Origin of the sequence: Pseudomonas sp. SMV7 (genome assembly GCF_052041995.1) — a bacterium.
Classification (GTDB): domain Bacteria; phylum Pseudomonadota; class Gammaproteobacteria; order Pseudomonadales; family Pseudomonadaceae; genus Aquipseudomonas.
The window spans coordinates 14536-38855 of record NZ_JBKGGT010000029.1 but is presented as its reverse complement, the minus strand read 5'-3'; the positions used below and the strand labels follow the sequence as shown (position 1 = coordinate 38855).

26 protein-coding genes are annotated in these 24320 nt (G+C 65.4%); 7 read left to right on the top strand and 19 right to left on the bottom strand.

Going from position 1 to position 24320, the window contains the following annotated elements; translation table 11 throughout:
* Positions 1–168: 168 nt before the first annotated feature.
* The 6 genes from ACLEJP_RS24320 to ffh all read right to left on the bottom strand — a co-directional run bounded on the left by ACLEJP_RS24320 (position 169) and on the right by ffh (position 4248).
* Positions 169–576: an acyl-CoA thioesterase gene (locus tag ACLEJP_RS24320; RefSeq protein ID WP_440810567.1), complete on the bottom strand. Its 408-nt coding sequence runs from the start codon at positions 574–576 to the stop codon at positions 169–171.
* Between the two features lie 93 nt (positions 577–669).
* Positions 670–1020 (bottom strand): 50S ribosomal protein L19, encoded by a 351-nt coding sequence (gene rplS, locus ACLEJP_RS24315; protein ID WP_003252148.1) that lies wholly within the window; start codon positions 1018–1020, stop codon positions 670–672.
* A gap of 42 nt (positions 1021–1062) precedes the next feature.
* Positions 1063–1815, bottom strand: a complete 753-nt coding sequence (gene trmD, locus ACLEJP_RS24310) for a tRNA (guanosine(37)-N1)-methyltransferase TrmD (protein ID WP_028634846.1) — start codon at positions 1813–1815, stop codon at positions 1063–1065.
* 3 nt (positions 1816–1818) lie between these two features.
* The gene (gene rimM / locus ACLEJP_RS24305) at positions 1819–2355 is read right to left on the bottom strand and encodes a ribosome maturation factor RimM (protein WP_170028510.1); all 537 of its coding nucleotides are present in this window, start codon (positions 2353–2355) and stop codon (positions 1819–1821) included.
* A gap of 5 nt (positions 2356–2360) precedes the next feature.
* A complete protein-coding gene (rpsP, locus tag ACLEJP_RS24300) occupies positions 2361–2612 on the bottom strand; it encodes a 30S ribosomal protein S16 (RefSeq protein WP_003259424.1) in 252 nt (83 codons plus the stop codon).
* A 259-nt stretch (positions 2613–2871) separates the two neighbouring features.
* The gene (ffh, locus tag ACLEJP_RS24295; RefSeq protein WP_170028509.1) at positions 2872–4248 is read right to left on the bottom strand and encodes a signal recognition particle protein; all 1377 of its coding nucleotides are present in this window, start codon (positions 4246–4248) and stop codon (positions 2872–2874) included.
* A gap of 314 nt (positions 4249–4562) precedes the next feature.
* On the opposite strand from ffh, the gene ACLEJP_RS24290 reads away from it, so the two are divergent.
* From ACLEJP_RS24290 to ACLEJP_RS24280, 3 genes are all read left to right on the top strand, one after another.
* Positions 4563–5372 carry a cytochrome C assembly family protein gene (locus ACLEJP_RS24290; protein ID WP_225780640.1) on the top strand — a complete coding sequence of 270 codons (810 nt, stop codon included), beginning with the start codon at positions 4563–4565 and terminating at the stop codon, positions 5370–5372.
* Between the two features lie 9 nt (positions 5373–5381).
* Positions 5382–6581, top strand: a complete 1200-nt coding sequence (locus ACLEJP_RS24285; protein ID WP_440810564.1) for a transporter associated domain-containing protein — start codon at positions 5382–5384, stop codon at positions 6579–6581.
* A gap of 276 nt (positions 6582–6857) precedes the next feature.
* Entirely contained in the window at positions 6858–8159 is a 1302-nt protein-coding gene (locus tag ACLEJP_RS24280) for an MFS transporter (protein ID WP_440810563.1), read from the top strand.
* Positions 8160–8197: 38 nt separating this feature from the next.
* Here the strand turns inward: ACLEJP_RS24280 and purT are convergent, their stop codons facing one another.
* The 5 genes from purT to ACLEJP_RS24255 all read right to left on the bottom strand — a co-directional run bounded on the left by purT (position 8198) and on the right by ACLEJP_RS24255 (position 11374).
* Complete coding sequence (purT, locus tag ACLEJP_RS24275; RefSeq protein WP_440810561.1) at positions 8198–9379, bottom strand: formate-dependent phosphoribosylglycinamide formyltransferase; 1182 nt, start codon at positions 9377–9379, stop codon at positions 8198–8200.
* A 76-nt stretch (positions 9380–9455) separates the two neighbouring features.
* Positions 9456–9923, bottom strand: a complete 468-nt coding sequence (locus ACLEJP_RS24270) for a VUT family protein (RefSeq protein WP_440810560.1) — start codon at positions 9921–9923, stop codon at positions 9456–9458.
* Positions 9924–10012: 89 nt separating this feature from the next.
* Complete coding sequence (locus ACLEJP_RS24265; protein WP_440810558.1) at positions 10013–10213, bottom strand: DUF1289 domain-containing protein; 201 nt, start codon at positions 10211–10213, stop codon at positions 10013–10015.
* Positions 10206–10730 carry a gamma carbonic anhydrase family protein gene (locus ACLEJP_RS24260; protein WP_440810557.1) on the bottom strand — a complete coding sequence of 175 codons (525 nt, stop codon included), beginning with the start codon at positions 10728–10730 and terminating at the stop codon, positions 10206–10208. The genes ACLEJP_RS24265 and ACLEJP_RS24260 overlap by 8 nt, the downstream gene beginning before the upstream one ends.
* A 44-nt stretch (positions 10731–10774) precedes the next feature.
* On the bottom strand, positions 10775–11374 hold the full coding sequence (locus ACLEJP_RS24255; RefSeq protein WP_003252125.1) for a CoA pyrophosphatase: 600 nt from the start codon (positions 11372–11374) through the stop codon (positions 10775–10777).
* Positions 11375–11498: 124 nt separating this feature from the next.
* On the opposite strand from ACLEJP_RS24255, the gene ACLEJP_RS24250 reads away from it, so the two are divergent.
* From ACLEJP_RS24250 to ACLEJP_RS24235, 4 genes are all read left to right on the top strand, one after another.
* Positions 11499–12050, top strand: coding sequence for an NUDIX hydrolase (locus tag ACLEJP_RS24250; RefSeq protein ID WP_225780633.1), 552 nt, complete (start codon positions 11499–11501; stop codon positions 12048–12050).
* A gap of 22 nt (positions 12051–12072) precedes the next feature.
* The gene (locus tag ACLEJP_RS24245; protein WP_289134133.1) at positions 12073–12627 is read left to right on the top strand and encodes a L,D-transpeptidase family protein; all 555 of its coding nucleotides are present in this window, start codon (positions 12073–12075) and stop codon (positions 12625–12627) included.
* Between the two features lie 160 nt (positions 12628–12787).
* Positions 12788–14470, top strand: coding sequence for a ShlB/FhaC/HecB family hemolysin secretion/activation protein (locus tag ACLEJP_RS24240; protein ID WP_440810554.1), 1683 nt, complete (start codon positions 12788–12790; stop codon positions 14468–14470).
* A 27-nt stretch (positions 14471–14497) separates the two neighbouring features.
* A complete protein-coding gene (locus tag ACLEJP_RS24235) occupies positions 14498–19024 on the top strand; it encodes a hemagglutinin repeat-containing protein (protein ID WP_440810553.1) in 4527 nt (1508 codons plus the stop codon).
* A gap of 57 nt (positions 19025–19081) precedes the next feature.
* Here ACLEJP_RS24235 and ACLEJP_RS24230 read toward each other — a convergent pair whose 3' ends face one another.
* The 8 genes from ACLEJP_RS24230 to gspF all read right to left on the bottom strand — a co-directional run bounded on the left by ACLEJP_RS24230 (position 19082) and on the right by gspF (position 24319).
* Complete coding sequence (locus ACLEJP_RS24230) at positions 19082–19741, bottom strand: hypothetical protein (protein WP_440810552.1); 660 nt, start codon at positions 19739–19741, stop codon at positions 19082–19084.
* A complete protein-coding gene (gene gspM, locus ACLEJP_RS24225) occupies positions 19738–20124 on the bottom strand; it encodes a type II secretion system protein GspM (RefSeq protein ID WP_440810550.1) in 387 nt (128 codons plus the stop codon). Before gspM ends, ACLEJP_RS24230 begins: the two co-directional genes overlap by 4 nt.
* Positions 20121–21197: a GspL/Epsl periplasmic domain-containing protein gene (locus ACLEJP_RS24220; protein ID WP_440810549.1), complete on the bottom strand. Its 1077-nt coding sequence runs from the start codon at positions 21195–21197 to the stop codon at positions 20121–20123. Before ACLEJP_RS24220 ends, gspM begins: the two co-directional genes overlap by 4 nt.
* The gene (locus ACLEJP_RS24215) at positions 21194–21745 is read right to left on the bottom strand and encodes a type II secretion pathway protein XcpW (RefSeq protein ID WP_440810572.1); all 552 of its coding nucleotides are present in this window, start codon (positions 21743–21745) and stop codon (positions 21194–21196) included. The genes ACLEJP_RS24220 and ACLEJP_RS24215 overlap by 4 nt, the downstream gene beginning before the upstream one ends.
* A 113-nt stretch (positions 21746–21858) precedes the next feature.
* The gene (locus ACLEJP_RS24210) at positions 21859–22227 is read right to left on the bottom strand and encodes a type II secretion system protein GspI (protein WP_440810547.1); all 369 of its coding nucleotides are present in this window, start codon (positions 22225–22227) and stop codon (positions 21859–21861) included.
* Complete coding sequence (gene gspH / locus ACLEJP_RS24205; protein ID WP_440810545.1) at positions 22224–22661, bottom strand: type II secretion system minor pseudopilin GspH; 438 nt, start codon at positions 22659–22661, stop codon at positions 22224–22226. Before gspH ends, ACLEJP_RS24210 begins: the two co-directional genes overlap by 4 nt.
* A 3-nt stretch (positions 22662–22664) precedes the next feature.
* Positions 22665–23099, bottom strand: a complete 435-nt coding sequence (gene gspG / locus ACLEJP_RS24200) for a type II secretion system major pseudopilin GspG (RefSeq protein ID WP_170028490.1) — start codon at positions 23097–23099, stop codon at positions 22665–22667.
* A gap of 17 nt (positions 23100–23116) precedes the next feature.
* Entirely contained in the window at positions 23117–24319 is a 1203-nt protein-coding gene (gene gspF, locus ACLEJP_RS24195) for a type II secretion system inner membrane protein GspF (protein ID WP_440810543.1), read from the bottom strand.
* Between the last annotated feature and the right edge of the window lies 1 nt (position 24320).

The following is a 24320-nucleotide window of genomic DNA, read 5'->3' as shown; positions in this document are numbered from 1 at the left end:
TCGGGGCTGCTGGGTGTTGAAGATGGGCTTAGTGTTTCACAGCCACATGATTTTTGCCTGTACTGGCCTCTTCGCGGCTAAAGCCGCTCCTACAGGGATCGCACAGGCCCTGAGGGCGGTGATCCCTATAGGAGCGGCTTTAGCCGCGAGAGGCCGGCACAAAAGAATTCAGACCTGGGGCAGGACCGGTACCGGGCGTTTGTCCTCGTCGATGGCGACGAAGCTGAATACCCCATGAATCGCCCGCTCGCGCCCGTCCAGGTACATGTTCTCGACGAACACATCCACCTGCACCTGCAAACTGGTATTGCCGACCTTGGTCACCGAACCCACCAGTTCGACGATCGAACCTGCCGGGATCGGGTGCTTGAAGTCGATACGGTCGGTGGACACGGTCACCAGTGGCAGGCGGCAGAAGCGCGTGGCGGCGATGAACGACACTTCGTCCATCCACGCCAGGGCAGTGCCGCCGAACAAGGTGTTGTGGTGGTTGGTGGTGTTGGGGAACACCGCCTTGGTCACGCGGGTCACCGACAGTTCGGTGCGGCGCTGGATTTCCTGGTCTCGGGGGGTCATGACAATCACATCTACGGGTTTCAAAACGCAAAAAAGCAGCCCGAAGGCTGCTTTTTTCTCGCTAGGCGGCCGCGACCACCGGGCAAACTGCACTCAGGAGAGTTTTTCCTTGATGCGAGCGGCTTTGCCGGACAGGTCGCGCAGGTAGTACAGCTTGGCTTTACGCACGTCACCACGACGTTTCACGGCCAGGCTGTCGATCTGCGGGCTGTAGGTCTGGAAGGTACGCTCTACGCCAACGCCGCTGGAGATCTTGCGCACGGTGAAGGCGCTGTTCAGACCGCGGTTACGCTTGGCGATAACGACGCCTTCGAACGCCTGCAGACGGGAACGCTCACCTTCCTTCACTTTAACCTGGACGACAACGGTGTCGCCTGGTGCGAAGGTCGGGATTTCCTTGCTCATCTGCTCGGCTTCGAGCTGCTGGATGATCTTGTTGGTCATGCTGTGCTCCTAAGATGGATACGCGATCCACCATCGATACGTTTAACTATCGTCCCGCTCGCGGAGATATTCCTCGAGCAGCTTCTTCTCTTCTCCAGAAAGCGAGCGACTTTCCAGAAGATCGGCGCGTCGTTCGAAGGTCCTACCAAGGGACTGCTTCATTCTCCAACGCCGGATGTGTGCATGGTTGCCACTTAGCAACACGTCGGGAACACGCTGATCCGCATACACCTCAGGTCGGGTGTAGTGCGGGCAATCGAGCAGACCGTCGGTGAAGGAGTCTTCTTCCGCCGAGTCCACATGCCCTAAAGCTCCGGGCAGCAGCCGTGTAACCGCATCGATCAGTACCATGGCCGGCAGCTCGCCACCGGAAAGCACATAGTCGCCAATCGACCACTCCTCATCGACATGAGCCTCGATAAAGCGCTCGTCGATGCCTTCATAACGACCGGCGATCAGGATCAACGATTCCTGTTCGGCCAGGCCTTTGACCGCCTGCTGGGTCAGCTTGCGGCCTTGTGGCGAAAGGTAGATCACCTTCGCCGCTGCTCCGGTCGCCTGCCTGGCGTTGACCAGGGCGTCTTCCAGAGGCTTGATTTTCATCACCATGCCCGGACCACCGCCAAACGGCCGATCATCCACCGTGTGGTGACGATCTGTGGTGTAGTCCCGCGGGTTCCAGCAAGTCACCTGAAGCAACCCCTGTTTCACCGCGCGGCTGGTAATGCCGTACTCCGTGATGGCCGAGAACATCTCGGGGAACAACGTGATGACGTCTACGCGAAGGTTACCCATCGTCTAGAAGTCCGCGTCCCACTCAACCCGCATCACGCCTGCTTCCAGGTCGATATCGAGCACGCATTGCGCCGTATAGGGCAACAGACGCTCGCGATCATCCAGGCTGCCTGCGCAGGGCTTGACCACCATGACATCGTTCGCACCGGTCTCCAGCAGGTGATCGACCTTGCCGAACAGCTGTTCGTCCTGGTTGATGACCTTCAGGCCTACCAACTGGTACCAGTAGTACTCGTCGGCCGCCAGGCTGGGCAAAAGGCTCCGCGGAATGCAGATTTCGTAACCACTCAGAAGACGGGCTTCATCACGGTCATCGAGACCTTTCAGCTTCACGACCAGGCCCTTCTGGGAGCCACGACCGTTGACCAGCTCGACCTGCTTTACCTTGCCTTCGTGCCGAAGCGTCCAGCGCGGATAATCCAACAGGTTTTCAATCGGATCGGTAAAGGAATACACCTTCACCTCGCCGCGAACGCCGTGAACCGAAAAAATCTTGCCAACGACGATGAGGTCGTCAGCCTTTTCTGGCGTCGCGTTCATACTGCTCAGGCAGCAGCCTTGGCAGCGTCCTTCAGCAGCTGAGCAACGCGCTCAGACGGCTGTGCACCCTGGCTCAGCCAGTAGTTGACGCGCTCTTGGTTGACCGACAGCTTGACTTCGGCGCCAGCAGCGATCGGGTTGAAGAAACCTACGCGCTCAACGAAACGGCCGTCACGGGCGTTACGCGAGTTGGTCACGGTCAGGTGGTAGAATGGGCGCTTTTTCGAGCCGCCACGGGCCAGACGAATGGTTACCATGTGAACATCGTTCCTATAGTCGGTGCTGCAGTTGATACAGCAGCTGGTACTGCAAATCTGAATGCCAAATAGGCACACGGGTGCCCAAAAGGCCGCATATTCTCGGGGAATACACGGACATTTGCAAATGACTTTTTCGGCAAGGCACCGCCCTGCCGTCCAGATTCGCCGGTTGAGCCGCGAAATTCGCGGCCATTGCCCCACCAAGGTGGGGGTTCAGGAGGCCGGCCGGACAACCGGCAGGCATCCGGAATAGGGGTTACAGCTTGGGCATGCCGCCGCCAGGCAGCATCCCGCCCAGGCCACGCATCATCTTGGCCATGCCGCCCTTGGCGGAAAACTTCTTCATCATCTTCTGCATCTGCTTGTGCTGCTTGATCAAGCGGCCGACGTCCTGCACCTGGGTGCCGGAACCGATGGCGATACGGCGCTTGCGCGAGCCACTGATCAGCTCCGGATCGCGGCGCTCGGCCGGGGTCATGGAGTTGATGATCGCTTCCATCTGCTTGAACTGCTTCTCGGCCGCGCCCTGGGCGTTGCCCATCTGCGACAGGTTGACCCCGCCGATGCTCGGCAGCTTGTCCATCAGGCCGCCCAGGCCGCCCATGTTCTTCATCTGCTGCAACTGGTCGCGGAAGTCTTCGAGGTCGAAGCCCTTGCCCTTCTTCAGCTTCTTGGCCAGCTTGTCGGCCTTGGCCTTGTCGATGTTCTGCTCGGCCTGCTCGATCAGGCTGAGCACATCGCCCATGCCGAGGATGCGCGAGGCAACGCGGTCGGGGTGGAACGGCTCGAGGGCTTCGGTCTTCTCGCCCATACCGATGAACTTGATCGGCTTGCCGGTGATGGCCCGCACCGACAGGGCGGCACCGCCACGCGCGTCACCGTCGACCTTGGTCAGCACCACGCCGGTCAGCGGCAACGCCTCGCCAAACGCCTTGGCGGTGTTGGCGGCGTCCTGGCCGGTCATGGCATCGACCACGAACAGGGTTTCGATCGGCTTGACCGCGGCGTGCAGCGCCTTGATCTCGTCCATCATGTCGGCATCGATGTGCAGACGGCCGGCGGTATCGACGATGACCACGTCGATGAACTTCAGCTTGGCTTCCCGAATGGCCGCTTCGGCAATGGCCACGGGCTTCTGACTGATGTCGGACGGGAAGAAGGTGACGCCAATGTCGTTGGCCAGGGTTTCCAGCTGCTTGATCGCCGCCGGGCGGTAGACGTCGGCAGATACCACCATCACGCTCTTCTTCTTGCGCTCCTTGAGGAAGCGCGCCAGCTTGCCGGCGGTGGTGGTCTTGCCCGCACCCTGCAAGCCGGCCATCAGCACCACGGCAGGCGGTGCGGCGTTCAGCGCGAGGTCTTCGTTGGCCGCGCCCATCAGGCTTTCCAGCTCGGCCTGGACGATCTTCACGAAGGCCTGGCCCGGAGTCAGGCTGCGCGACACTTCGGTGCCGACCGCACGCTCCTTGACGCTGTTGACGAAATCCTTGACCACCGGCAGGGCGACGTCGGCCTCGAGCAGGGCCATGCGCACTTCGCGCAGCGTGTCCTTGATGTTGTCTTCGGTCAGCTTGGCCTTGCCGGTGACATGGCGCAGCGTCTGTGACAGGCGGTCGGTCAGGTTTTCGAACATGGTGATCCTTTCAGGCCCAGTAAAAGCCGAGGTTTGTCAGGCGCCCAGGGCGGAATGCACACCCGCCGGGCACAGCAAGGCGGCGATTATAGCGAAGTGCGGCGGCGGCGCACACCTTGGGAGATATTCGGTGACGGTGCCGGCCGCTTCGCGGGCATGCCCGCCGCCAGCGGATCCTCCGCTGCCTGCAGGCCCGCAGCAACCCTGTGGGAGCAGGTTGACCGATGAATGCCGCGACGCGGTCTGCCAGTCTTCCTAGAGCGCCGGGATCTATGCCAAACTCCGTCTCTTTAAAGGCTCGCCAACCAGGACTTATGGTCTCCTCACCCAGCCTCATCCCCAACCTGATCGCCGCCGTCCTCTATATAGCTGCGGCCGTCTACCAGGGCTCGTTCCTGGCCCGCAACCGCAAGGCCGACAAGCGCCTGCTCGCCCTGCTCGGCGCCTTCGCGGTGCTCGCCCAGGGCGGCGCGCTGTTCTTCCAGCTGATCACCCCGCTGGGCCTGAGCCTGGACTTCTTCAGCGCCGCCAGCCTGATCGCCGTGGCAGTCATCGCCCTGACTTTGCTGGCCTGCCTGCGCATACCGGTGGAAAACCTGCTGGTGCTGCTGTTCCCGCTAGGCGCGGTGACCGCGCTGCTGGCGCAGTTCGCGCCCCCCGGCACAGTGCCGCTGATCGACGAGGAGCCGGGCATCCTCGCACATATCCTGCTGTCGATCCTGGCCTATGGCCTGTTCACCATCGCGGTGTTCCAGGCGCTGCTGCTGTTGCTGCAGGACCGCCAGCTGAAAAACAAGCACCCATCCGGGCTGATCCGCAACTTCCCACCGCTGCAAACCATGGAAAGCCTGCTGTTCGGCTTCCTCTGGGCCGGCTGGTGCCTGCTGTCGCTGTCGCTGATCTCCGGCTGGCTGTTCCTCGACAACCTGTTCGCCCAGCACCTGGCGCACAAGACCTTGCTGGCCTGTGTCGCCTGGGTGGTATTCAGCGTGCTGCTGTGGGGCCGCACCCGCCTGGGCTGGCGTGGCCACAAGGCCATTCGCTGGACGCTGGCCGGTTTCTGCCTGCTGATGCTGGCCTATTTCGGCAGCAAGCTGGTTCGCGAATTCATCCTGCATATCTGACGGCCGCCCATGGATACCCTGCCGTACGCACCGCTATTCGGCACCCTGGCACTCGCGCTGTTGTGGTCGGCACTGTTCACTGCCGTGGATGCCGCCCGCCAGCAACTCAATGGCGCGCGCAACGGCGATGACGGCCCCGCGCTGCCTGCCCAGGCGCTGGTGCTGTGTGCCAGCCTGGGCAAGTTGCTGGTGCTGGGCCTGGCCTGCCTGGTCGGCCAACGCCACAGTGGCGAGCACGGTTTCTGGCTGGCGGGCCTGGCCGCCACCCTCACCTTGCTGGTGTTCGCCGAGTACCTGCCACGCCGCCTGGCCCGGCGCACCCCGCAGGCCTTCGTCAGCCTCGGTGCCAGCCTGCTGAAAGTGCCACTGGCCCTGCTGCAACCACTGGCCGGCCTGCTGGATGGCATCGCCAGGCTGATCCTGCGCCCGTTCCGCGTGCAACCCACGGCAGTGGCCGTGCATCCGCCGGAAGTGGATGATTTCGACGAGGACGACGAGCACGAAGCGCCGCGCCATGGCCTGCTCGACGGCCTGCAATCGCTGGACAAGATCACCGTCAACGACATCCTGGTGCCGCGCAACGAAGTGGACGGCATCAACCTCGACGAGCCGATTCAGCGCATCATCGAGCAATTGATCGTCAGCCGCCACACCCGCCTGCCGGTGTACCACAGCGACATCAACCAGGTTGAAGCGATCCTCAACACCAAGCTGATCAGCCACCTGCTGCCCAAGGCCGAGCTGACCCTGGAGAAACTCCACAGCGCCTGTTACGAGCCCTATTTCGTGCCGGAAAGCACGCCCCTGCAGATGCAGTTGCTGAACTTCCACAAACAGCAACGCCGCCTGGGCGTGGTGGTGGACGAGTACGGTGAAGTACTGGGCATCGTCACCCTGGAAGACATCCTCGAAGAAATCGTTGGCGAATTCGAGGACGAGCACACCCTGGACAACCCCCACGTCCATCCCCAGCCCGATGGCACCTTCGTCATCGACGGCACCGCTTCGCTGCGCGAAATCAATCGCACCCTGGGCTGGCACCTGCCCTGCGACGGCGGGCCGAAAACCCTCAACGGGCTGGTCACCGAAGCGCTGGAAAGCATCCCGGAAAGTGCCGTTTGCCTGAAGATCGGCCGCTATCGCCTGGAAATCCTCGAAACAGAGGACAATTGTGCCAGCAAGGTACTGGTGTGGACGGTGACCCGATAGCTATACTCGGGCCACGCTTACCCAGCCTCGCCGTCCCGCCTGCTATCCGCACCCGGCGCTCCACGGCCAGTCCGCCCCACTGACACGCCCTGCGGTCCTGCTTCAACACCCCGAACAGTGCCCGCCCCCGCCCCTATCCCCCTTGGGCTATCGTCAGTCTGGCGTGCACAACAACAAAACGCTCCGGCGCCCGCGCTGCCGTGCTGGCTTTTCTGCTTCGCACGCCGTCGCCGGCCACGCCCATGGAGCCGGATCAGACTGTCAGGGACCTACTCAATGACAACCAGCAGCACTTATGCCGAAGCGCCTGCCGCGCCGGTCAACTCGCCCGCGCGGGTCGCCACTGCCAGTTTCATCGGCACCGCCATCGAGTTCTATGATTTCTACGTCTACGCCACTGCCGCCGCCCTGGTGATCGGCCCGGTGTTCTTCCCTTCCGGGTCGGGCACTGCGCAGATGCTGGCGGCCTTCCTCACCTTCGGCATCGCTTTCCTGGCGCGCCCGCTGGGTTCGGCACTGTTCGGTCATTTCGGCGACCGCATCGGCCGCAAATCGACCTTGGTCGCCTCGCTGTTGCTGATGGGCGTGTCCACCACCGCCATCGGTGTGTTACCGGGCTATGACAGCATTGGTGTATGGGCGCCGATCATCCTCTGCCTGTTGCGCTTCGGCCAGGGCCTGGGCCTGGGTGGCGAATGGGGCGGCGCGGCGTTGCTGGCCACCGAGAACGCACCGCAAGGCAAGCGTGCCTGGTTCGGCATGTTCCCGCAGCTGGGGCCGTCGATCGGTTTCCTCGCCGCCAATGGCCTGTTCCTGACCTTGGCCCTGGTGCTCAGCGACGAGCAGTTCCGTGCCTGGGGCTGGCGTATTCCGTTCCTGCTCAGCGCGGCGCTGGTGCTGGTCGGCCTGTATGTGCGGCTGAAGCTCGAGGAAAGCCCGGTGTTCGCCAAGGCAGTCGCCCGCCAGGAGCGGGTGAAAATGCCGGTGGTCGACCTGTTTGCCAGACACTGGCGGCCGACCCTGCTGGGCGCGGCGGCCATGGTGGTGTGCTACGCACTGTTCTACATCTCGACAGTGTTCTCGCTGAGCTACGGCGTGACCACGCTGGGCTACAGCCGCGAAACGTTCCTCGGCCTGCTGTGCTTCGCGGTGGTGTTCATGGCCCTGGCCACGCCCCTGTCGGCCTGGCTCAGCGACCGTTACGGGCGCAAGCCGGTGCTGGTCGTCGGCGGCCTGCTGGCGGTGCTCTCGGGCTTCACCATGGAACCGCTGCTGACCTCGGGGTCGACCGCAGGCGTGGCGCTGTTCCTGGCCATCGAACTGTTCCTGATGGGCGTGACCTTTGCGCCGATGGGGGCATTGCTGCCGGAACTGTTCCCGACCCACGTGCGTTACACCGGGGCGTCGGCGGCGTATAACCTGGGCGGTATCGTCGGAGCCTCGGCGGCACCGTTCTTTGCCCAGAAACTGGTGAGCATGGGTGGGTTGAGCTGGGTCGGCGGCTATGTGTCAGCGGCTGCGGTGATCAGCCTGCTTGCCGTGCTGAGCCTGAAAGAGACCCGTAATACCGCACTTTGAATGATTGGGGCCGCTTTGCGGCCCCATACGATCTCCGATCAGAACTCGACCTTGACCGCCTGCGCAGCACGGGTCGCCTTGGCCCGCGCCAGCTCGACCGATTCGTCCCGCGCCAGGCACACGCCCATGCGTCGCGTGCCGTTGATTTCCGGCTTGCCGAACAGGCGAATGGCGGTATCCGGCTCGCTCAGCGCTGCGCCCAGGTTGGCGAAGCTGGTCTGCTGCGACTGGCCTTCCGGCAGAATCACCGCCGAGGCCGACGGGCCGAACTGGCGCACGGCCGGAATCGGCAGGCCAAGAATTGCCCGGGCATGCAGGGCAAACTGCGACAGGTCCTGGGAAATCAGGGTGACCAGGCCAGTGTCATGCGGGCGTGGCGACACTTCGCTGAACCACACCTGGTCACCCTTCACGAACAGCTCCACACCGAACAGGCCACGGCCGCCCAGGGCATCGGTGACCGCCTTGGCCACACGCTGCGACTCGGCCAACGCCTTCGGGCTCATGGCCTGCGGCTGCCACGACTCCTGGTAGTCGCCTTTTTCCTGGCGGTGGCCGACCGGCTCGAGGAAGGTCGTGCCGCCGACGTGGCGCACGGTCAGCAGGGTGATTTCATATTCGAAATCGATGAAGCCCTCGATGATGACCCGGCCCTTGCCGGCACGGCCGCCTTCCTGGGCGTAATCCCACGCCTTCTGCAGGTCGGCAGCGCTGCGCAACAGGCTCTGGCCCTTGCCCGACGAACTCATCACCGGCTTGACCACGCACGGGTAACCGACATCGGCCACGGCCTCGGCATAGTCTTCATAGGTGTCGGCGAAGTGGTACGGCGAGGTCGGCAGGTCCAGCTCCTCGGCCGCCAGGCGGCGGATGCCTTCACGGTTCATGGTCAGCTGGGTGGCGCGGGCAGTCGGCACCACGTTGAAACCTTCGTTTTCCAGCTCGACCAGGGTGGCGGTGGCGATGGCTTCGATTTCGGGGACGATGTAGTGCGGCTTCTCGGCCTCGATCACGGCACGCAGGGCAACGCCATCGAGCATGTTGACCACGTGGCTGCGGTGCGCCACCTGCATCGCCGGGGCATTGGCATAACGGTCGACGGCGATCACTTCGACGCCCAGGCGCTGCAGCTCGATCACCACTTCCTTGCCCAGTTCGCCACAGCCGCAGAGCAGTACACGGGTCGCGGTGGGCGACAAAGGGGTTCCGATACGGGTCATTTCAGGTCCTCGAAGGCGTCCGGGGCCGCACCAGGCTTGGCGCCGCCCGCTGAAAAAGGACCGCTATTCTACACCATCAACCGGCGGCAGCGGCCCGCCGGGCACGAAATGCCATGGCCAGCCACACCGCGGTGACACCGGCAAACTTCGAGGCCATGGCCGTACCGACCACGGCGGGGGAGAGGGCACCGATCATGCCGAAGAAGATGAACGTGTCCACCGGGATGCTCAACGCCGAGCTCAGCCACAAGCGGTCGCGCAGCGGGCGGCGGGTAATGCTGAACACCAGCCAGTCGATCAGTTCGGAAATGAAGAAGGCAGTGGCACTGGCCAGCGCGATGGCCGGCTCAGAGGTGACATAGGACAACACCAGCGCCACCAGCATGGCGACCAGGGCGCCATGGCCGAAGCGGGTCTGCACCATGTCGCGCAGGATGAACACCAGGCCGCCCCAGGCGGACCAGATGATGTCCAGGTGCGGGGCGCTGGAGAAGGCGTAGTTGATCAGCACTACGCTGCTGATGTAGGCAAGCAGATAGAACATGGCGACGGGTCTGTGGGCAAGCCGCACAGATTACCGCTGGCTTCCCGAGCAGGCAACGGTACTTCCTGCAGGAGCGGCCTGCAGGGCATTCAGCCCTGGAAAACCAGGCCGGCCTCTTTCGCCCTTGCATGACACAGCTGCAGCACCGCACGGCGCTCGTCATTGTCCATCCGCCCCCAGCGGCTGATTTCCGCCACGCTGCGCTGGCAGCCGGTGCAGATATCCTGCTCGTCCAGCGCGCACACGTTCACGCAGGGCGAGGCCACCGGCCGTTCCACGGCATCACTCATCGTCGACCACCAACTCCCGCGCATAACGCTGGGCATTGTGCACGTAGTGCGCGGCGCTGGCTTCAAGCATGCGCTTCTGCTGCTCGGTCAGCTCGCGCACGACCTTGCCCGGCGAGCCCATCACCAGCGAACCGTCGGGAATTTCCTTGCCCTCGGCAATCAGCGCATTGGCGCCGATGATGCAGTGCTTGCCGATACGCGCGCCGTTGAGGATGACCGCATTGATGCCCACCAGGCTGTAGTCGCCCACCGTGCAGCCATGCAGCATGGCGTTGTGGCCAACGGTAACGCCCTTGCCCAGGGTCAGCGGCGAGCCCATGTCGGTGTGCATCACCGTGCCATCCTGCACGTTGCTGCCTTCGCCGATGTCGATCAGCTCGTTGTCGCCGCGCAACACTGCGCCAAACCACACGCTGGCATTGGCCTGCAGGCGTACCTTGCCGATCAGGGTGGCGGTGGGTGCGGCCCAACTGGTGGGGTGGCTTTCGACCCGCAGGTCGCCCAGGCGGTATTTCATGCTTGCTCCTCAGGCTGCGACGCAGACGGCGGGGTAGGCCCCGCTCAGTTTTCGATGTAACGCTCAGGCGGCTGGTGCAGGCTGATGCCGGCATCGAACAGCAGGTTGACCAGCTCGACGATCATGATCGCCGACAAGCCCCAGATCTTGTACTCGCCATAGCGATAGCTGGGCACATACCAGCTGCGCCCCTGGTAATCGATACGGTGGGTGTGGTCGCGCGGGTCCTGACGGAAAAACTCCAGCGGCACGGTGAATACTGCCGCGATCTCGGCGTCATTGGCGCGGTATTCGACAAAATCCGGAATGAGCCCGACGAATGGTGTCACTTTCAGGCCATGCAGCGAAATCAACGGGCTGAGCGGGCCGATGACTTCCACCAGGCCGGGCGGCAGGCCGATTTCCTCTTCGGCCTCGCGCAATGCGGTGAACACCAGGTCCGGGTCCTCCGGATCGCGGCGGCCACCGGGGAAGGCCACTTCGCCACCATGGGTGGACAGGCCTTTGGCGCGCAAGGTAAGAACCAGTTCGGGCGCTTCGCTACGGGTAATGGGCAGGAGCACCGCCGCTTCGGGGAACCGTCGGTCGGTTTCCAGTGACGCGGGTTGGTGGTTGCTCATTCGGCGAAGTAGCTCGTCCAGCATTGCGCACGCTCGTATCCAAGGCCTGCCCTGCATGATGCACCAAAGCCGCGCAGCACCCAAGCCCCGGACGCTTGCGGTGGCCAGGCTGTCGCGCCAAGATAAGCCTGAGCGAAAGGAACCCGACATGAAATTCTGCAGCACGTGCGGCCAGCTGGTGACTCAGCGGATCCCCGCAGGCGACAGCCGCCTGCGCTATGTCTGCGAGTCCTGCCAGACCATCCATTACCAGAACCCCAACATTGTCGCTGGTGTGTTGCCGACCTGGGGCAGCCAGGTGCTGCTGTGCCGTCGTGCCATCGAGCCGCGCCGGGGCTTCTGGACCCTGCCCGCCGGGTTCATGGAAAATGGCGAGACCCTCGACCAGGCCGCCCGTCGCGAAACCGTCGAGGAAGCCTGCGCCCGGGTCGGCAGCCTGGCCCTGTACCAGCTGTTCGACCTGCCGCACATCAATCAGGTGCATGTGTTCTTCCGCGCCGAGCTGGCCGACCTCGATTTTGCCATCGGCGTCGAAAGCCTGGAGGTGCGGCTGTTCGAGGAACACGAGATACCATGGGGCGAGCTGGCTTTCCGCACAGTCACACGCACACTAGAATGCTACTATCGCGACCGCATCGGGCAGCACTACCCCATAGGCCATGAATACCTGCCGCCGATGACTGTCTCGACCACTACCTAGACGCTTTCAGGGATACCGTTACATGCGCTGGTTGCTTGCCCTTTTCTGCCTTTGCGTTACCTCGGTGTCACAGGCGGCGTTCACCGAGACCATCATCCGCAAACCCCAGCCGGCAGCGCAGACTCCATCGCCTTCGCAGCAGGCGATGCAGCCTTTGATCGACAAGGTGCTGGTGATCAAGTCCGAGCGGCGTCTGCAATTGATCAGCCGTGGCGAACCGCTGAAAACCTACCGTATCTCCCTGGGCAAGCAGCCCAAGGGCGCCAAGGAACGCGAGGGTGACAAGAAAACCCCCGAGGGCCTTTACTGGCTGGACTGGCGCAAGCAAAGCGACCGCTTCAACCTGGCCATCCACATCAACTACCCGAACGTCAGCGATGCCGCCCGCGCAAGCCGTGAAGGGGTAAGTGCCGGCAGCATGATCATGATTCACGGCACGCCGATCAGCGACGAATACCCGGAGTGGTACTTCCATACGCTGGACTGGACCGATGGCTGCATTGCCATGCGTAACCGCGACATGCAGGAAGTGTGGGACCTGGTGCGCGATGGCACGCTGATCGAGATTCGCCCTTGATCTAGAGCCTGTGCCGCGACTCTGTAGGAAGTATCTTTCAAACAGGCGAGAACTCGCCTGACAGGCGCCTAGGAAGGGTACTGCATCCAGGCCAACACCCGAATTATTAGCATCCACGCAAACGAGTACGCAAGCCGTACACCATTTGCGGGGTGCCTGAATGCCGTGCCGAATTCGCCATGTTGCCGTCCTGGCGCTAGCTGGTTGCCTTGGCGCAGCATTGTCCAGCCCCCTGGCGCTGGCCGACGACCCCGCCAGCCAACAACTGCTCGATCAGCAGCACACCCTCCGCCAACTGGAGCGGCAACAACGGCTGGAGCGCTGGCAGCGCATGCCCTCCCCGGCCGAACGCCCCACGGCTGTCGCCCCCGTGCCAGAGGACAAACGCTGCTGGGCTATCGACGGCGTGCGAGTGGCAGGCAACCGCCAGCTTGATGCCGCGGAGCTGGCGGCAACCCTGCGTGCGCTGGTCTCGCCTTGCATGGGCGTCACCGACATCAACCAGCTGCTGAAGGCCATTACCGGGCTGTACCTGCAGGCCGGCTACCCGGCTAGCCGCCCCTACCTGCGGCATCCGCCGAAGGACGGCGAGACGCTGGATATAACCGTTGTCGAAGGCTTCGTCGAGTCCATCGAACTGGCCGACGCCGAGTTGCCGCTGTCGCTGGCGGGTGCCTTCCCCGGGCTGCTCGGCCAGCCGCTGTACCTGCCGGACCTCGAGCAAGGCCTCGACCAACTCAACCGCCTGCGCGCCTACGACCTCACCGCCGCCCTGCTGCCGGGCGAGCTGCAGGGCGGCACGCGGGTCATCGTGCAGCCGCGCAGCGTAGCCTCGCGCTGGCATGTCGACAGCCGCTTCGACAACCGTGGCAGCGCGCTGAGCGGGCGGCACCGCCTGAGCCTCGGCATCGGCCTGGACAGCCCGCTGGGCCTGAATGACGACCTGCGCCTGTCGCTGACCCACAGCGTGCTGCATGCCCCCGGTGAAAGCCAAGGCCTGTCGTTGTACTACAGCGTGCCCTACGGCGCCTGGACCTTTGCCCTCAGCGCCAGCCAGCTGCGCTACGAGGCACCACTGCCGGGCAGCGACAAGCGCGCCGATGGCAGCAGCAGCTATCAGGCCCTGAGCGCCGAGCGCGTGCTGTGGCGCAACCAGCAAGGCATGCTCAGCGCCAGTGTACGGCTGGACCGCAAGCAACTGGTCAACCGCAGCGCCGGCGCGGTCATCGTCCAGCAGAGCCCGACACTGAGCAGCGTCGAAGCCGGTATCAACCTGCTGTGGCTCGAAGCCGGCCTGTGGAATGGCTACCTCGGGATTGGCCAGGGTCTCGACGCGTTCGGCGCCGACCACTCGCCACTCGGTGCAGAACGCTTGCGTGCGGACTTTCGCAAGTACCGCGCCAACCTGCTGCACCTGCGCCAGGGCCCGCCCGCCACCCCCTGGCGCTGGCAAAGCGAACTGGGCCTGCAGTACAGCAGCGACGCCCTGCCCGCCGTGGAGCAACTGCTGGTCAGTGACGATTCGGCCGTGCGCGGCTTTCGCCTGCGTACCTACTCCGGCGCCAGCGCCGCTGCCTGGCGCAACACCTTCAGCCAGGCACTGCCAACTGCCTGGACTGCCCCCTTGCAGGTACGCCCCTACCTCGGCCTGGACCTGGGCTGGGCCCGCACCGCCGCAGGCAAACCGTCACAGCGCCTGGCCGGTGCCGCCGCCGGCCTGGAACTGAGCCTTGGCAACAGCCGCCTGCGGCTGGACTACCAGCGCGCCCTCTACGCCAGCGACCTGCCCCACCGTTTGCTGGAACCCGGCTTCTGGGTGCTGGACTGGACCCTGAACATCTGACTCACCCACAACAATGAGAACGAGAAAATGCAGAAACTCTCGCCGCTATCGTCGACCCGCCCTGATACCTTGCGTTGGGCCATCTTCCTGGCATTGCTCGGGTCCAGTGCCGCCCTGGCTCAGGGCGGCCTGGAGGCAACCCAGGGCCCGGGTGGTACCCCGATCATCAACAACGGCCACGGGGTACCGGTCATCGACATCGTGCCGCCCAACGCCAGCGGGCTGTCCCACAACCAGTTCATCGACTACAACGTCGGCACGCCTGGCGTGGTGCTGAACAACGCCACCGTGGCCGGGCAGTCGGAGCTGGCGGGAGCCCTTGCGGCCAACCCGCAATTCCAGGGCCAGGCCGCCTCGACCATCCTCAACGAAGTGGTCAGCCGCAACGCCTCGCTGATCGAAGGACCACAGGAAATCTTCGGTCGCCCTGCCGACTACATCCTGGCCAACCCCAATGGCATAACCCTGAATGGCGGCAGTTTCATCAACACCACCCGCGCCGGCTTCGTGGTGGGGACGCCACAATTCGAGGAGCAACAGCTCAAGTACCTCGATACGCTGAATGCCAGTGGCACCCTGCACGTGCTGGAGCGTGGCCAGAGGAATGACAACGGTGCCCTTGAGCTGATCGCGCCGCAGGTCGACAGCAAAGGGCTGCTCATGGTGGGGCAAGCGCTCGATGTCACCGTGGGGCGCAACCGTATCGAGCGGGCCAGCGGCGAAATCGTCGAGCATCTGCCAGCCACGGCGTCGAGCATCGATGCCAGCTTTCTTGGTGCGATGCGCGCCGGGCGTATCCGCATCGTGAGCACGGCCGAAGGCGCCGGTGTGCGCGTGGCTGCGCCGCAGGTGTTCGCCAGCGAGGGGGTCGACATCCAGTCGGCCGGGGCGCTGCAGGTCAGCGGCAAGGCCGAAAGCCCCAGCGAGCTGCATGCCGGACGGGGCCTACTGAGGCTCAGCGCAGCCGACGACCTCACCCTGGAAGCCGTCGAAGGCCGCGCGCCACACATAGAAGTCAAGGCCGGCCAGAAGCTCACCCTCGGCGCCAAGACGATCGAGAGCATCGAGCGCGACAAGGACAGCTGGGAAAACAAGTTCCTGTTCATTACTCGCGAAACCTACAGCCGCGACACCACCACCACCCGCCAGCAACAACAGGGCACGCAACTGCTTGGCAGCGACAGCGTAAGTTTGCACTCGGGCACAGACATGCGCATGACCGCCGCCACCGTCACCGCCGGCAAGGCGCTGACAGTGGACAGCGGTGCCGACCTGACCATCGTCGCCGGTATCGACAGCCAGCGCACCGAAGAGCAGGTGCGCCATCGCAAGGACTTGTGGCGTGGTGACAGCGACACCGACATACGCCAGGAATATGCCCGCGGCAGCGCACTCGATGGTGGCCAGGTAAGCGTCCAGGCCAGCGGCAACCTCGACATTCAGGGCAGCAGCCTGCGCAGCCGCGGCGACCTGGCCATTCGCGCCAGGCAGGCCGACATCGGCACCACCACCCTGAAGCACCGCGGCAGCCAGGACGGCTATCGCGGCGACCTGGTCTCCGGTGCCTTCTTCGCCGACCGCAAAGGCAAGGACAGCGAAGGCCAGAGCGTTGCCGGCAGCACCATCGCCAGCGACGGCAAGCTCACCGTCACAGCCGACCAGCTCGCCATCAAGGGCAGCACCGTCCATGGCAAGCAGGATGCCGTGCTGTACAGCGAAAAAGGCTCGCTGGCCATCGAGCCAGGCCAAGGCAGCAGCACCTCGACCGACCGCAACCGCGACAGCAAGCTGTTCGGCCTGCTTGGCAGCAGCCAGGAAAACACCGAGCGCAAACAGCAAGTACTGGTCAGTGATGTGGCTTCGTCCGGCAACCTGCGCCTGGCCAGTGCCGACGAAATGCGCATCCAGGGCGCCAAGGTCGCAGCGGGCGGACAACTGCAGGTCGAAGCCAAGGGCGACCTGCTGGTTACCAGTGCGCAGACGGTCGATGAACGTCAAACCCGCGACCAGCAGCGCAACTTCACCGCCAGCGCCGGGCAGACCCAGGATGCCGAGGACGGCAAGCCCGGGTCCCGGCAATACGCCGCAGGCGTGGCTTATGAGGTGGTGACCAGCACCCGCCAGCAACGCACCAGCACCCAGGTGCCCAGTGTGCTCACAGGGGCCTCGGTGGGCCTGGATAGCGGCGCCAACCTGCAGGTCAACGGCTCCACGGTAACCGCCAGCGCTGGCAACCTTGATGTTCAGGCGCAAGGCATCACGCTGGCGGCTACCCGCAACGAGCGCGACCTGGACACCCGCACCACCCGCAGTGGTGGCGGGCTGAAGGTTACCGGTGGCATCGACCGGGTAGGCAGCCTCTTCGAAGGCCATCACCAGCGCGAGCAGCTGAAGGATAGCGCCAGCGAGGTACAGCGCAGCACCCTGCAGGCCAGCGGCGACTTGAAGCTGCAAGCCGACACGCTGGTTACCGAAGCGGCGCGCGTCGCGGCGGGCAACACCCTGCAGGTAGAGGCCAAACGCATCGACAACCGTGCGCTCGAACAGACCGAGGAGCGAGAGCAGCACCGCAACAGCTGGGCAGGCTCCCTGGGCGCCAGTGTCGAATACCGTGACCTCACCCGCCCCATCGAACGCCTGGTGCTGGGTGAGGAAGCCGCACGCTTCCAGCAAGCCTCGCCCGAAGACGCCATGGTGGCCCCCAGCGTTGGCGGCGACATGACCGTCGACCACCTCAAGCGCCTGGAGAACCAACGCCGCGGTTTCGCCCAGGTGAGTGAACTGTCCGGGGCCCAGGTGCAAGTCAAGGCCGATACCCTTGACGACCAGGGCACCCGCTGGCGCGCCAATGCCGGCACGCTCGGCATCGAGGCCCAGGAACACCGCATGCGCGCGGCGCAGGACACCCGGCAAACCTCCGTGCAGCGCCTGGCGTTCAGCGGTGATGCACGTGTGGATACCAGCAGCGGAAGCGACCTCAATGTACGTGCCGCCGGCAAAGGCGGCTCGCTGACCACCCAGGACACCACCAGCACGGCGGTCACCGCCAGCCTGTATGGGCAACAGGGTATCCAGGTGCAACTGGGCAGTGAAGGCCGCTACGAAGGCACGCGCATCGACGGCGGCGAGGGTGACGTGGTCATGAACAGTGCCGGCTCGCTGGCCTTGCCGCAGGCGACCGACCGGGCCGAACAGCAGGCAGGTCAGCTCGACGGCAACGCCTGGGCCAAGCTGGGCAACCGCCCCGGTGGCACCGGTGTCGATGGCCGCGGCTATCTCGACAATGCGCAGCAGCACACCACCAGCAGCAACGCCCAGGTAGCCCAGATCGACGCCAAGGGCCAGGTGCAACTGAGCAGTGGCGGCGACCTGCTGCTCGAAGGCACCCGTATCGGCAGCCCCCAGGCCAAGGCTGGCGACATCCTGTTGCAGAGCGGCGGCCAGCTCGCGGTCAAGGCGGCCAGCAACACCCGGCAAGCCATCGGCAGCAAGCTCGGCGGTGGCCTGGAGCTGGCAGTCAAGACTGGCGACATCAGGGGCGGCGCCATCGGCGGGCACTTCAGCCACGGCAAGCAGGACGAAGATGCGCGTCAGGCCGTCGACGCCCAGTTCGCCAGCAAGGGTACGCTGAGCCTGGGCAGCAGCGCCCAAGAGGACACCGCAGTGCACCTGCAGGGCCTGCAAGCTTCGGCTCGGGAAATGACGGTGAAGGCCCCCAGCGGCGGAATACGCCTGGAGGCGTCCGCCAACCAGGAGCGACGCAACAACCTCGACATCACGGCCGGCGCCGGTTTCGACATGGCCAAGGGCGAGCTGGACAGCCGTGGCCTGCATGGCCGCCTCAAGGTCGACCTGGACAAGCGCGACAACCTGGAGTGGAACGCCGGCAACCTGCGTGCCGAGCGCATCGACCTGCAAAGCCGCGGCGACACCCGTATCGAAGGTGTCACCCTGGAGGCAGGGCGCATCGCCGGGGTGGTCGACGGTGACCTGTACATCGCCAGCCGCAAGGACAACGTCAACACCCTGAGCATCAAGGGCGATGCCCGCTTGAGCCAGGAAAAAAACCCGCAAGGCTACGTCAACGCGGCGACCGCGGTGGCAGGGCCATTGGCCGGCAAGGTCAAGGAAAAGGCAGGCTCGACCCTGACCAAGGCAGACCCGGGCTTCTCGCCAACCTTCAACCTCGACGTAACCCATGTGCAACGCGACAGCGTCGGCCAACAGACTGCGCTCAAAGGCAGCGAAGGCATCGACCTGCAGGTCGGCGGTAGCGTGCAGCTGGTTGGCGCTCGCCTGCAGTCGGCCCGAGGGGATGTGGCCCTTGACGCGCAATCGGTGACCCGCGAGACGCTTGCCGGCAATGACTATCGCCGGGACGTGTCGATCGATGCGTCCAATTCACCGGTGGACCTGGGCACGGCATTGGCCGAGATGGTCAAGGGCAAAGGCGCGGCGGACGGGGAGAATGCGCTGGACCTGGGGTTGTTGCGGACCAGCGGGCATAGTCGCAGCGAACAATGGGTTTCGAGTGTGCAGGGCAAGACCAAGTGAAGCGCCCTGCATGGGAGCGGGCTTGCCCGCTCCCATGCCTGCCCAGCCTCTGCTTGCCTACCAGCGAAGGTCTCGCCGGCCGGCCAGCGCCTGCGGCCCGAGCCACTGCGCCCCACGTAGCAAAGGCGTGAGCGCCGCGTCGGGCTGCAATTCGTACACTAGCTGGGTCCGGCGCCCCTGCAGGTCTGCCTCCATTGCCAGTTGATGCTGCCCCGGTTGGGCCAGTTGCCCGCGCAGGTGCCAGCCATTACGGCAGTCCATTTCCAGCCAGCCCTGCCCCAGGCCGAGCGACCACGGCTCGCTCAGGGCAAGGTCGGTCACGACCAGGCGGCCATCGCTGCCCTGGCAGCGGCGCCCGGCGCCCTGAACCCGCAGCGTGCCCTGCCATTGCCCGGCCACGCGATAATCCGTGGCTATCGCCGTCTGCGCGCCCATGGCCGTCGCTTCCAGCTGCCAACGCCATGGCCAGCCTTCACCACGCAATCGCCAGGCCTGGCCCTGCCAGCCCAGCTCCGCGCTAGCCTGCAGGCGCCAAGGGTGCACGGCCCAGTGCAGCGGCCCGACCGGCCCCAGCTGTTGTGCCTGGCCACGCCACAGGCTGCCACTGGCTTCGCGCACGGGCAGGCCGAACGCTCCCACCACCCAGCTGGCCGGCAGCTCCAGCAGCAGCGACACGACGAATACCAGCATCACCCAGGCCACACTTGTTCGGTTCATGGTTGCACCACCAGCTCGAAGCGCAGCCCCTTGCCGTCTTGTTCCAGCCCCCATTGCAGTGGCTGCACGCCTTCGGCACGCAGGCTCTGCAGCCAGCCTTGCAGCACAAGCGCGTCAGCCACCTGGCCACGCAGTTGCCAGACCTTGCCTTGCGCATCGACCTCAGCCAGTTCGATACGCCGGGCCTGGGCCGACTGACGTAGCCGTTCCAGGTTCAACCCCGGGCCGCTGTGCAGGCTGGCGGCCTGTTCCGCCAGCCCCCGCCATTGGCTGAGCTCGCGCCATTGCGCAAGGCCGGCGCGCAGGGCCAGCACGGCCAGCAACAGGGCAATCAGTACCCAGGCGAACCTGAGGCGATGACGCTGTATCCAGTCATGGTTCATGTGGCGGCTCCCAGATCGAATACCACTTGGCCGGCTTGCACCTGAACAGTGGCGCCCGCGGCGCTCGCCATGTCGTGCCATGGCGGTGCAATGCCCTCACCCGTCAGGCGCACGTGCCAGCGTTGGCCATCGAAGCGCACCGCGCGCAGGTGCAAGCCGGGGTGCTCACCCAGCCAGGCCTGCAATGCCGCTTGCAGGTCTGCGAGCTGGCGCAGGCGCACGCGTTGTTGCAATTCTCCTTCACGCAGCCGTCTGAGCACCTGCGCGGCGTGACGCGGGCTGGCCTGGGTGCCGGTCACGGCAACCACCTGGCTGCGCCAGAGTTGCGCCTGGCGCCATTGCTGGGTCATCCACAGCCCGGCCCAGACAGCAGCCAATGCCAGGCAAGCGGCAAGCAGGCGTCGCTGCGACCGGGATACCAGCGGCGACGCACGCGGTTTGCGGGTAGCCTCGAACAGGCCCGGCAATTTATCGAGCGATGGCAACGCCGATGGCCAGTCACCGCTTAGCGACACCGTGTGCAGCCCCGCCCACGGTTGTGGAAGCGCATCCCCCAATGCCTGCGGCCAAGCCAGCCAATGTTCCTGGCCGTCTGCGCCCAGCCCTTTGCACAAGCGCAGCTCGGCGCTGCGCTGCCAGTGCCAGGCAGCGCCCGCCGCGGGTGTCGGCAGTAGCTGCAACTCGGCCCAGCAACGCTCCAGCGGCACGTCCCATTCGGCACACTGAGTCCGCCAGCCGTCCAGTTGCTGCCGCGCCATCACCAGCAAGCGCAGGTAACCGGGCTCACGTGCCAGGCAGGCGCAAGTCACTTCATCCGGGGCCTGCAGCAAGCGGTCTTCGAGCAGCAGCGGCCATTCTTCACGTTTGAGCCCGGGCGGCGCCGGCACGCGGAAATGGCTGCAGGCCTCGGCAGGCACGACCAGCGCGGCACGCGCCTGCAGGGGCAGCGGCGGCTTGCCCTGCCCCTGGCTTTGCACAACACCGCCATCGACCAGCGCCCAGTGCCAGGTTGCACCCGGTCGCAGCAACAACCAGGGCCGGGCCGCTGTGCGCCGGCGCCATTCAACTTTCATGAGCGCCCCCATGGGAGCGCGAAGGTGCAGACATAGGCGGCCCCGTCACGCTGCAATTCCAGGCGCACGCCACGGCCGGGGTGCGCGGGTTGGTCGGAAGGCCAGGCCAGCCAGCGGCCGCCCTGGTAATACAGAACATTCATGGCGCTGACCCGCTCGAGCCGTTCACGCTCGAGCCAGCGCGGCGCGGCAGCGGCGTACAGGTCGGCCGAGCTTTCCAGCAGCAGGCGTTGCTCACGGGCCTCGAAGCGCAGGCGCTGGCGTTGCAGGCGCGAGCCACCTTCGGCTGGCGGCAGGCCGGTGGTGGCGACCCACAGCAGCTGGTTGCTGGCTGGCTGCCAGTCGAGCCAGCGGCTGGCCAGGGGCAGGCGCTGCTCGTAGATACGGCGCATCACCGGGCTGTCGAAGCGCCGTTCCAAGGCCAGGCAAAATTCCAGTACCGAGGTTTCCTGGGTGGTGTCCTGCAAGCGTTCGCGCACCTTGAGCCAGCCATCGACCAGGGCGGCGAGCAGAATGCCGAGCACAGCGGTCAGGGCCAGGGCGACCATCAGTTCGATCAGGGTCAGGCCAGCCTGGCGGTGCTTTACAGGTTTGCCGCCCGGGTGGTCGGTGTATCCCGCTCCTACAGGGGGCAGGCACGCCTTTGAAGATGGCGGCCAGCTCATGGGCGCTCCAGGAATACGGTGTACTGGCCCAGTGGCAAGCGCTGGTCGCGATCGGCGAACAGCAGTAATTCGCCGCGACGCAAGTCACGCACGCCAGTGCGGCGCAGCTGCAACTGCCAGTGGCACGCCTGGCCACCCTGGCTCAGCTCACCGCTCACCTGGTTGTTGCCAGGCCAGTACTGCTCGACGGCAAAGCGGGTTTGCAATTCGCGCGCACACAGCAGGCCGAGGCGGTGTTGCTGCAGGTTGCCCTGCACAGCCAGGCGCTGGCGCAACACCTGGCTGGTGATCACCGCCAGCACGGCAGCGATCGCCAGGGCCACGGTGACCTCGAGCAAGGTGAAGCCGCGCTGATGCCGCTTCATGGCGCCACCGCTATGTGCAAGCGGCCGTCACGGCGCCAGGTCCAGCGCTGGCTACCATCGGCCCAGCGCCAGCGCACGCTGCCCGGCTGCGCCCAGCCATGCGCGGTGAACAGCAGTTGAGGTTGCGGGCTGGCTGGCCAATCCGGGTGCAGGCCTTCGGGCCAGTCACCCAGCGCAACCGCTTCGGGCGCCCAGGCCGCGCCTTCGCGCCGCACGAACTCCGGGCGCTGGCCGTTCCAGCGCAGGCCGCGCAGTTGCCCGGCATGCCGGGCCAGTGCGGCCTGGCTGCGGGTCTCGGCCGCCAGCCGCTGCAAGGCCTGGTCGACACTGGCCTGGCCGCTGCCGAGGCTGACCACCGCCAAGCCGCTCATCAGCCCGGCGATGGCCAGCACCACCAGCAATTCGACCAGGCTGAAACCCCGCTGCCGGCGCACCCGTTACAGCTCCCAGTTACCCAGGTCGGCATCCTGGCCTTCGCCACCCGGCAGGCCGTCGGCACCCAGCGAGTAGACGTCGACCCGGCCATGCTCGCCGGGCATGCGGTACTGATACGGAGTCCCCCACGGGTCTTCAGGCAGGCGGCGCACGTAGCCGTCACTGCGCCAGGCCCGCGGCAGCGGTTCCTGGGCCGGCTTTTTCACCAGCGCAGCCAGGCCCTGCTCGTTGCTGGGAAAGCGCAGGTTGTCGAGACGGTACATGTCCAGCGCCTGCTCCAGGGTGGCCAGGTCGGCCATGACCTTCTGTTTCATGGCCTTGTCCTGGTTGCCGAGCACGCTGGGCGCGACCACGGCGATGAGCAGGCCGATGATGAAGATCACCACCATGATTTCCATGAGAGTGAAACCGCGCTGGCGGTGGCGTCGATGCTGCATGGCAATACTCCTTGCGTTCACAGTTGCAGGCCCTGGTTGAGTTGCATGATCGGCAGCAGCACGGCCAGCACGATGAACAGCACCACGGCGCCCATCACCAGGATCATCAGGGGTTCGAACAGCGCCATGGCAGTGTCGACCTGGCGGGCGAAGCCGCGCTCCTGGTCGTCGGCCACACGCTCGAGCATCTCGGCCAGGGTGCCGCTGGCCTCGCCACTGCCGACCATGTTCACCAGCAGCGGCGGGAATTGCTGGCTGGCATCCAGCGCGCGGTGCAGGCTGGTACCGCCCTGCACCTGCAGGCGCACCTGCTCCATGGCCTGGTGGATACGCCGGTTGCCGACGGTTTCGGTGGCCACTTGCAGGGCTTCGAGCAGGGCCACGCCGCTGCCAGTGAGAATGGCCAGGCTGCGTGCCAGGCGCGCGCTTTCCAGCACCTGCAGCAGGTTGCCGATACGTGGCAGGCGCAACAGCAGCTGGTCGCGGCGCAGGCGCCATTGCGGCTTGCGCAGCAACCAGCCGCCGAGGCCAGCGAGCACCCCAGCCAGCCCCAGCAGCCAGGGCCCGCCACGTACCAGCCCCTGGCTCAGGCCGATCAGCAACGAGGTGACCAGCGGCAGGCTCTGCCCGGCATGGGCGAACTGCTCGGTGAGCTTGGGCACGACGAAGGTCATCAGGCCGACCACCACCGCCAGCGATACCCCCATCAGCACCGTGGGGTAGATCAGCGCAGTGCGCGCCTTGTGCTGTTGCCGCTGCACCTGCTCCAGGTGGTCGGCCAGGCGGGCCAGCACCTGGGCCAGACGCCCGGAGCGTTCGCCGGCCTCGACCAGCGCGCAGTACAGGCCGCTGAACGGTGCGCCCTGACGCGCCAGGCTGCGGGCCAGCCCCAGGCCTTCGGCAAGCGAGCCGCGCAAGGCTACCAGTACGCTGTGCAGGGCGGGCTGGGGTAATTGACGCTCGAGGGTCGCCAGGGCGTCGACCAGGGGGATGCCGGCACCTGTCAGGGTGGCCAACTGGCGGGTCAGCTCGCACAGCTGGGCGCGGCTCAGGCGCTGGCGCCGGGGCTGCCGGGTACCGGCCTCGTGGCGCTGCAATCGGCGGGCGAACAGGCCCTGCTCGCGCAACAACTGGCGCGCGTGGCGTTCACTGTCGGCTTGCAGGCTGGCCTTGTGGGTCTTGCCGCCAAGATCGACGGCCTGGTAGCGATAGGTCGGCATG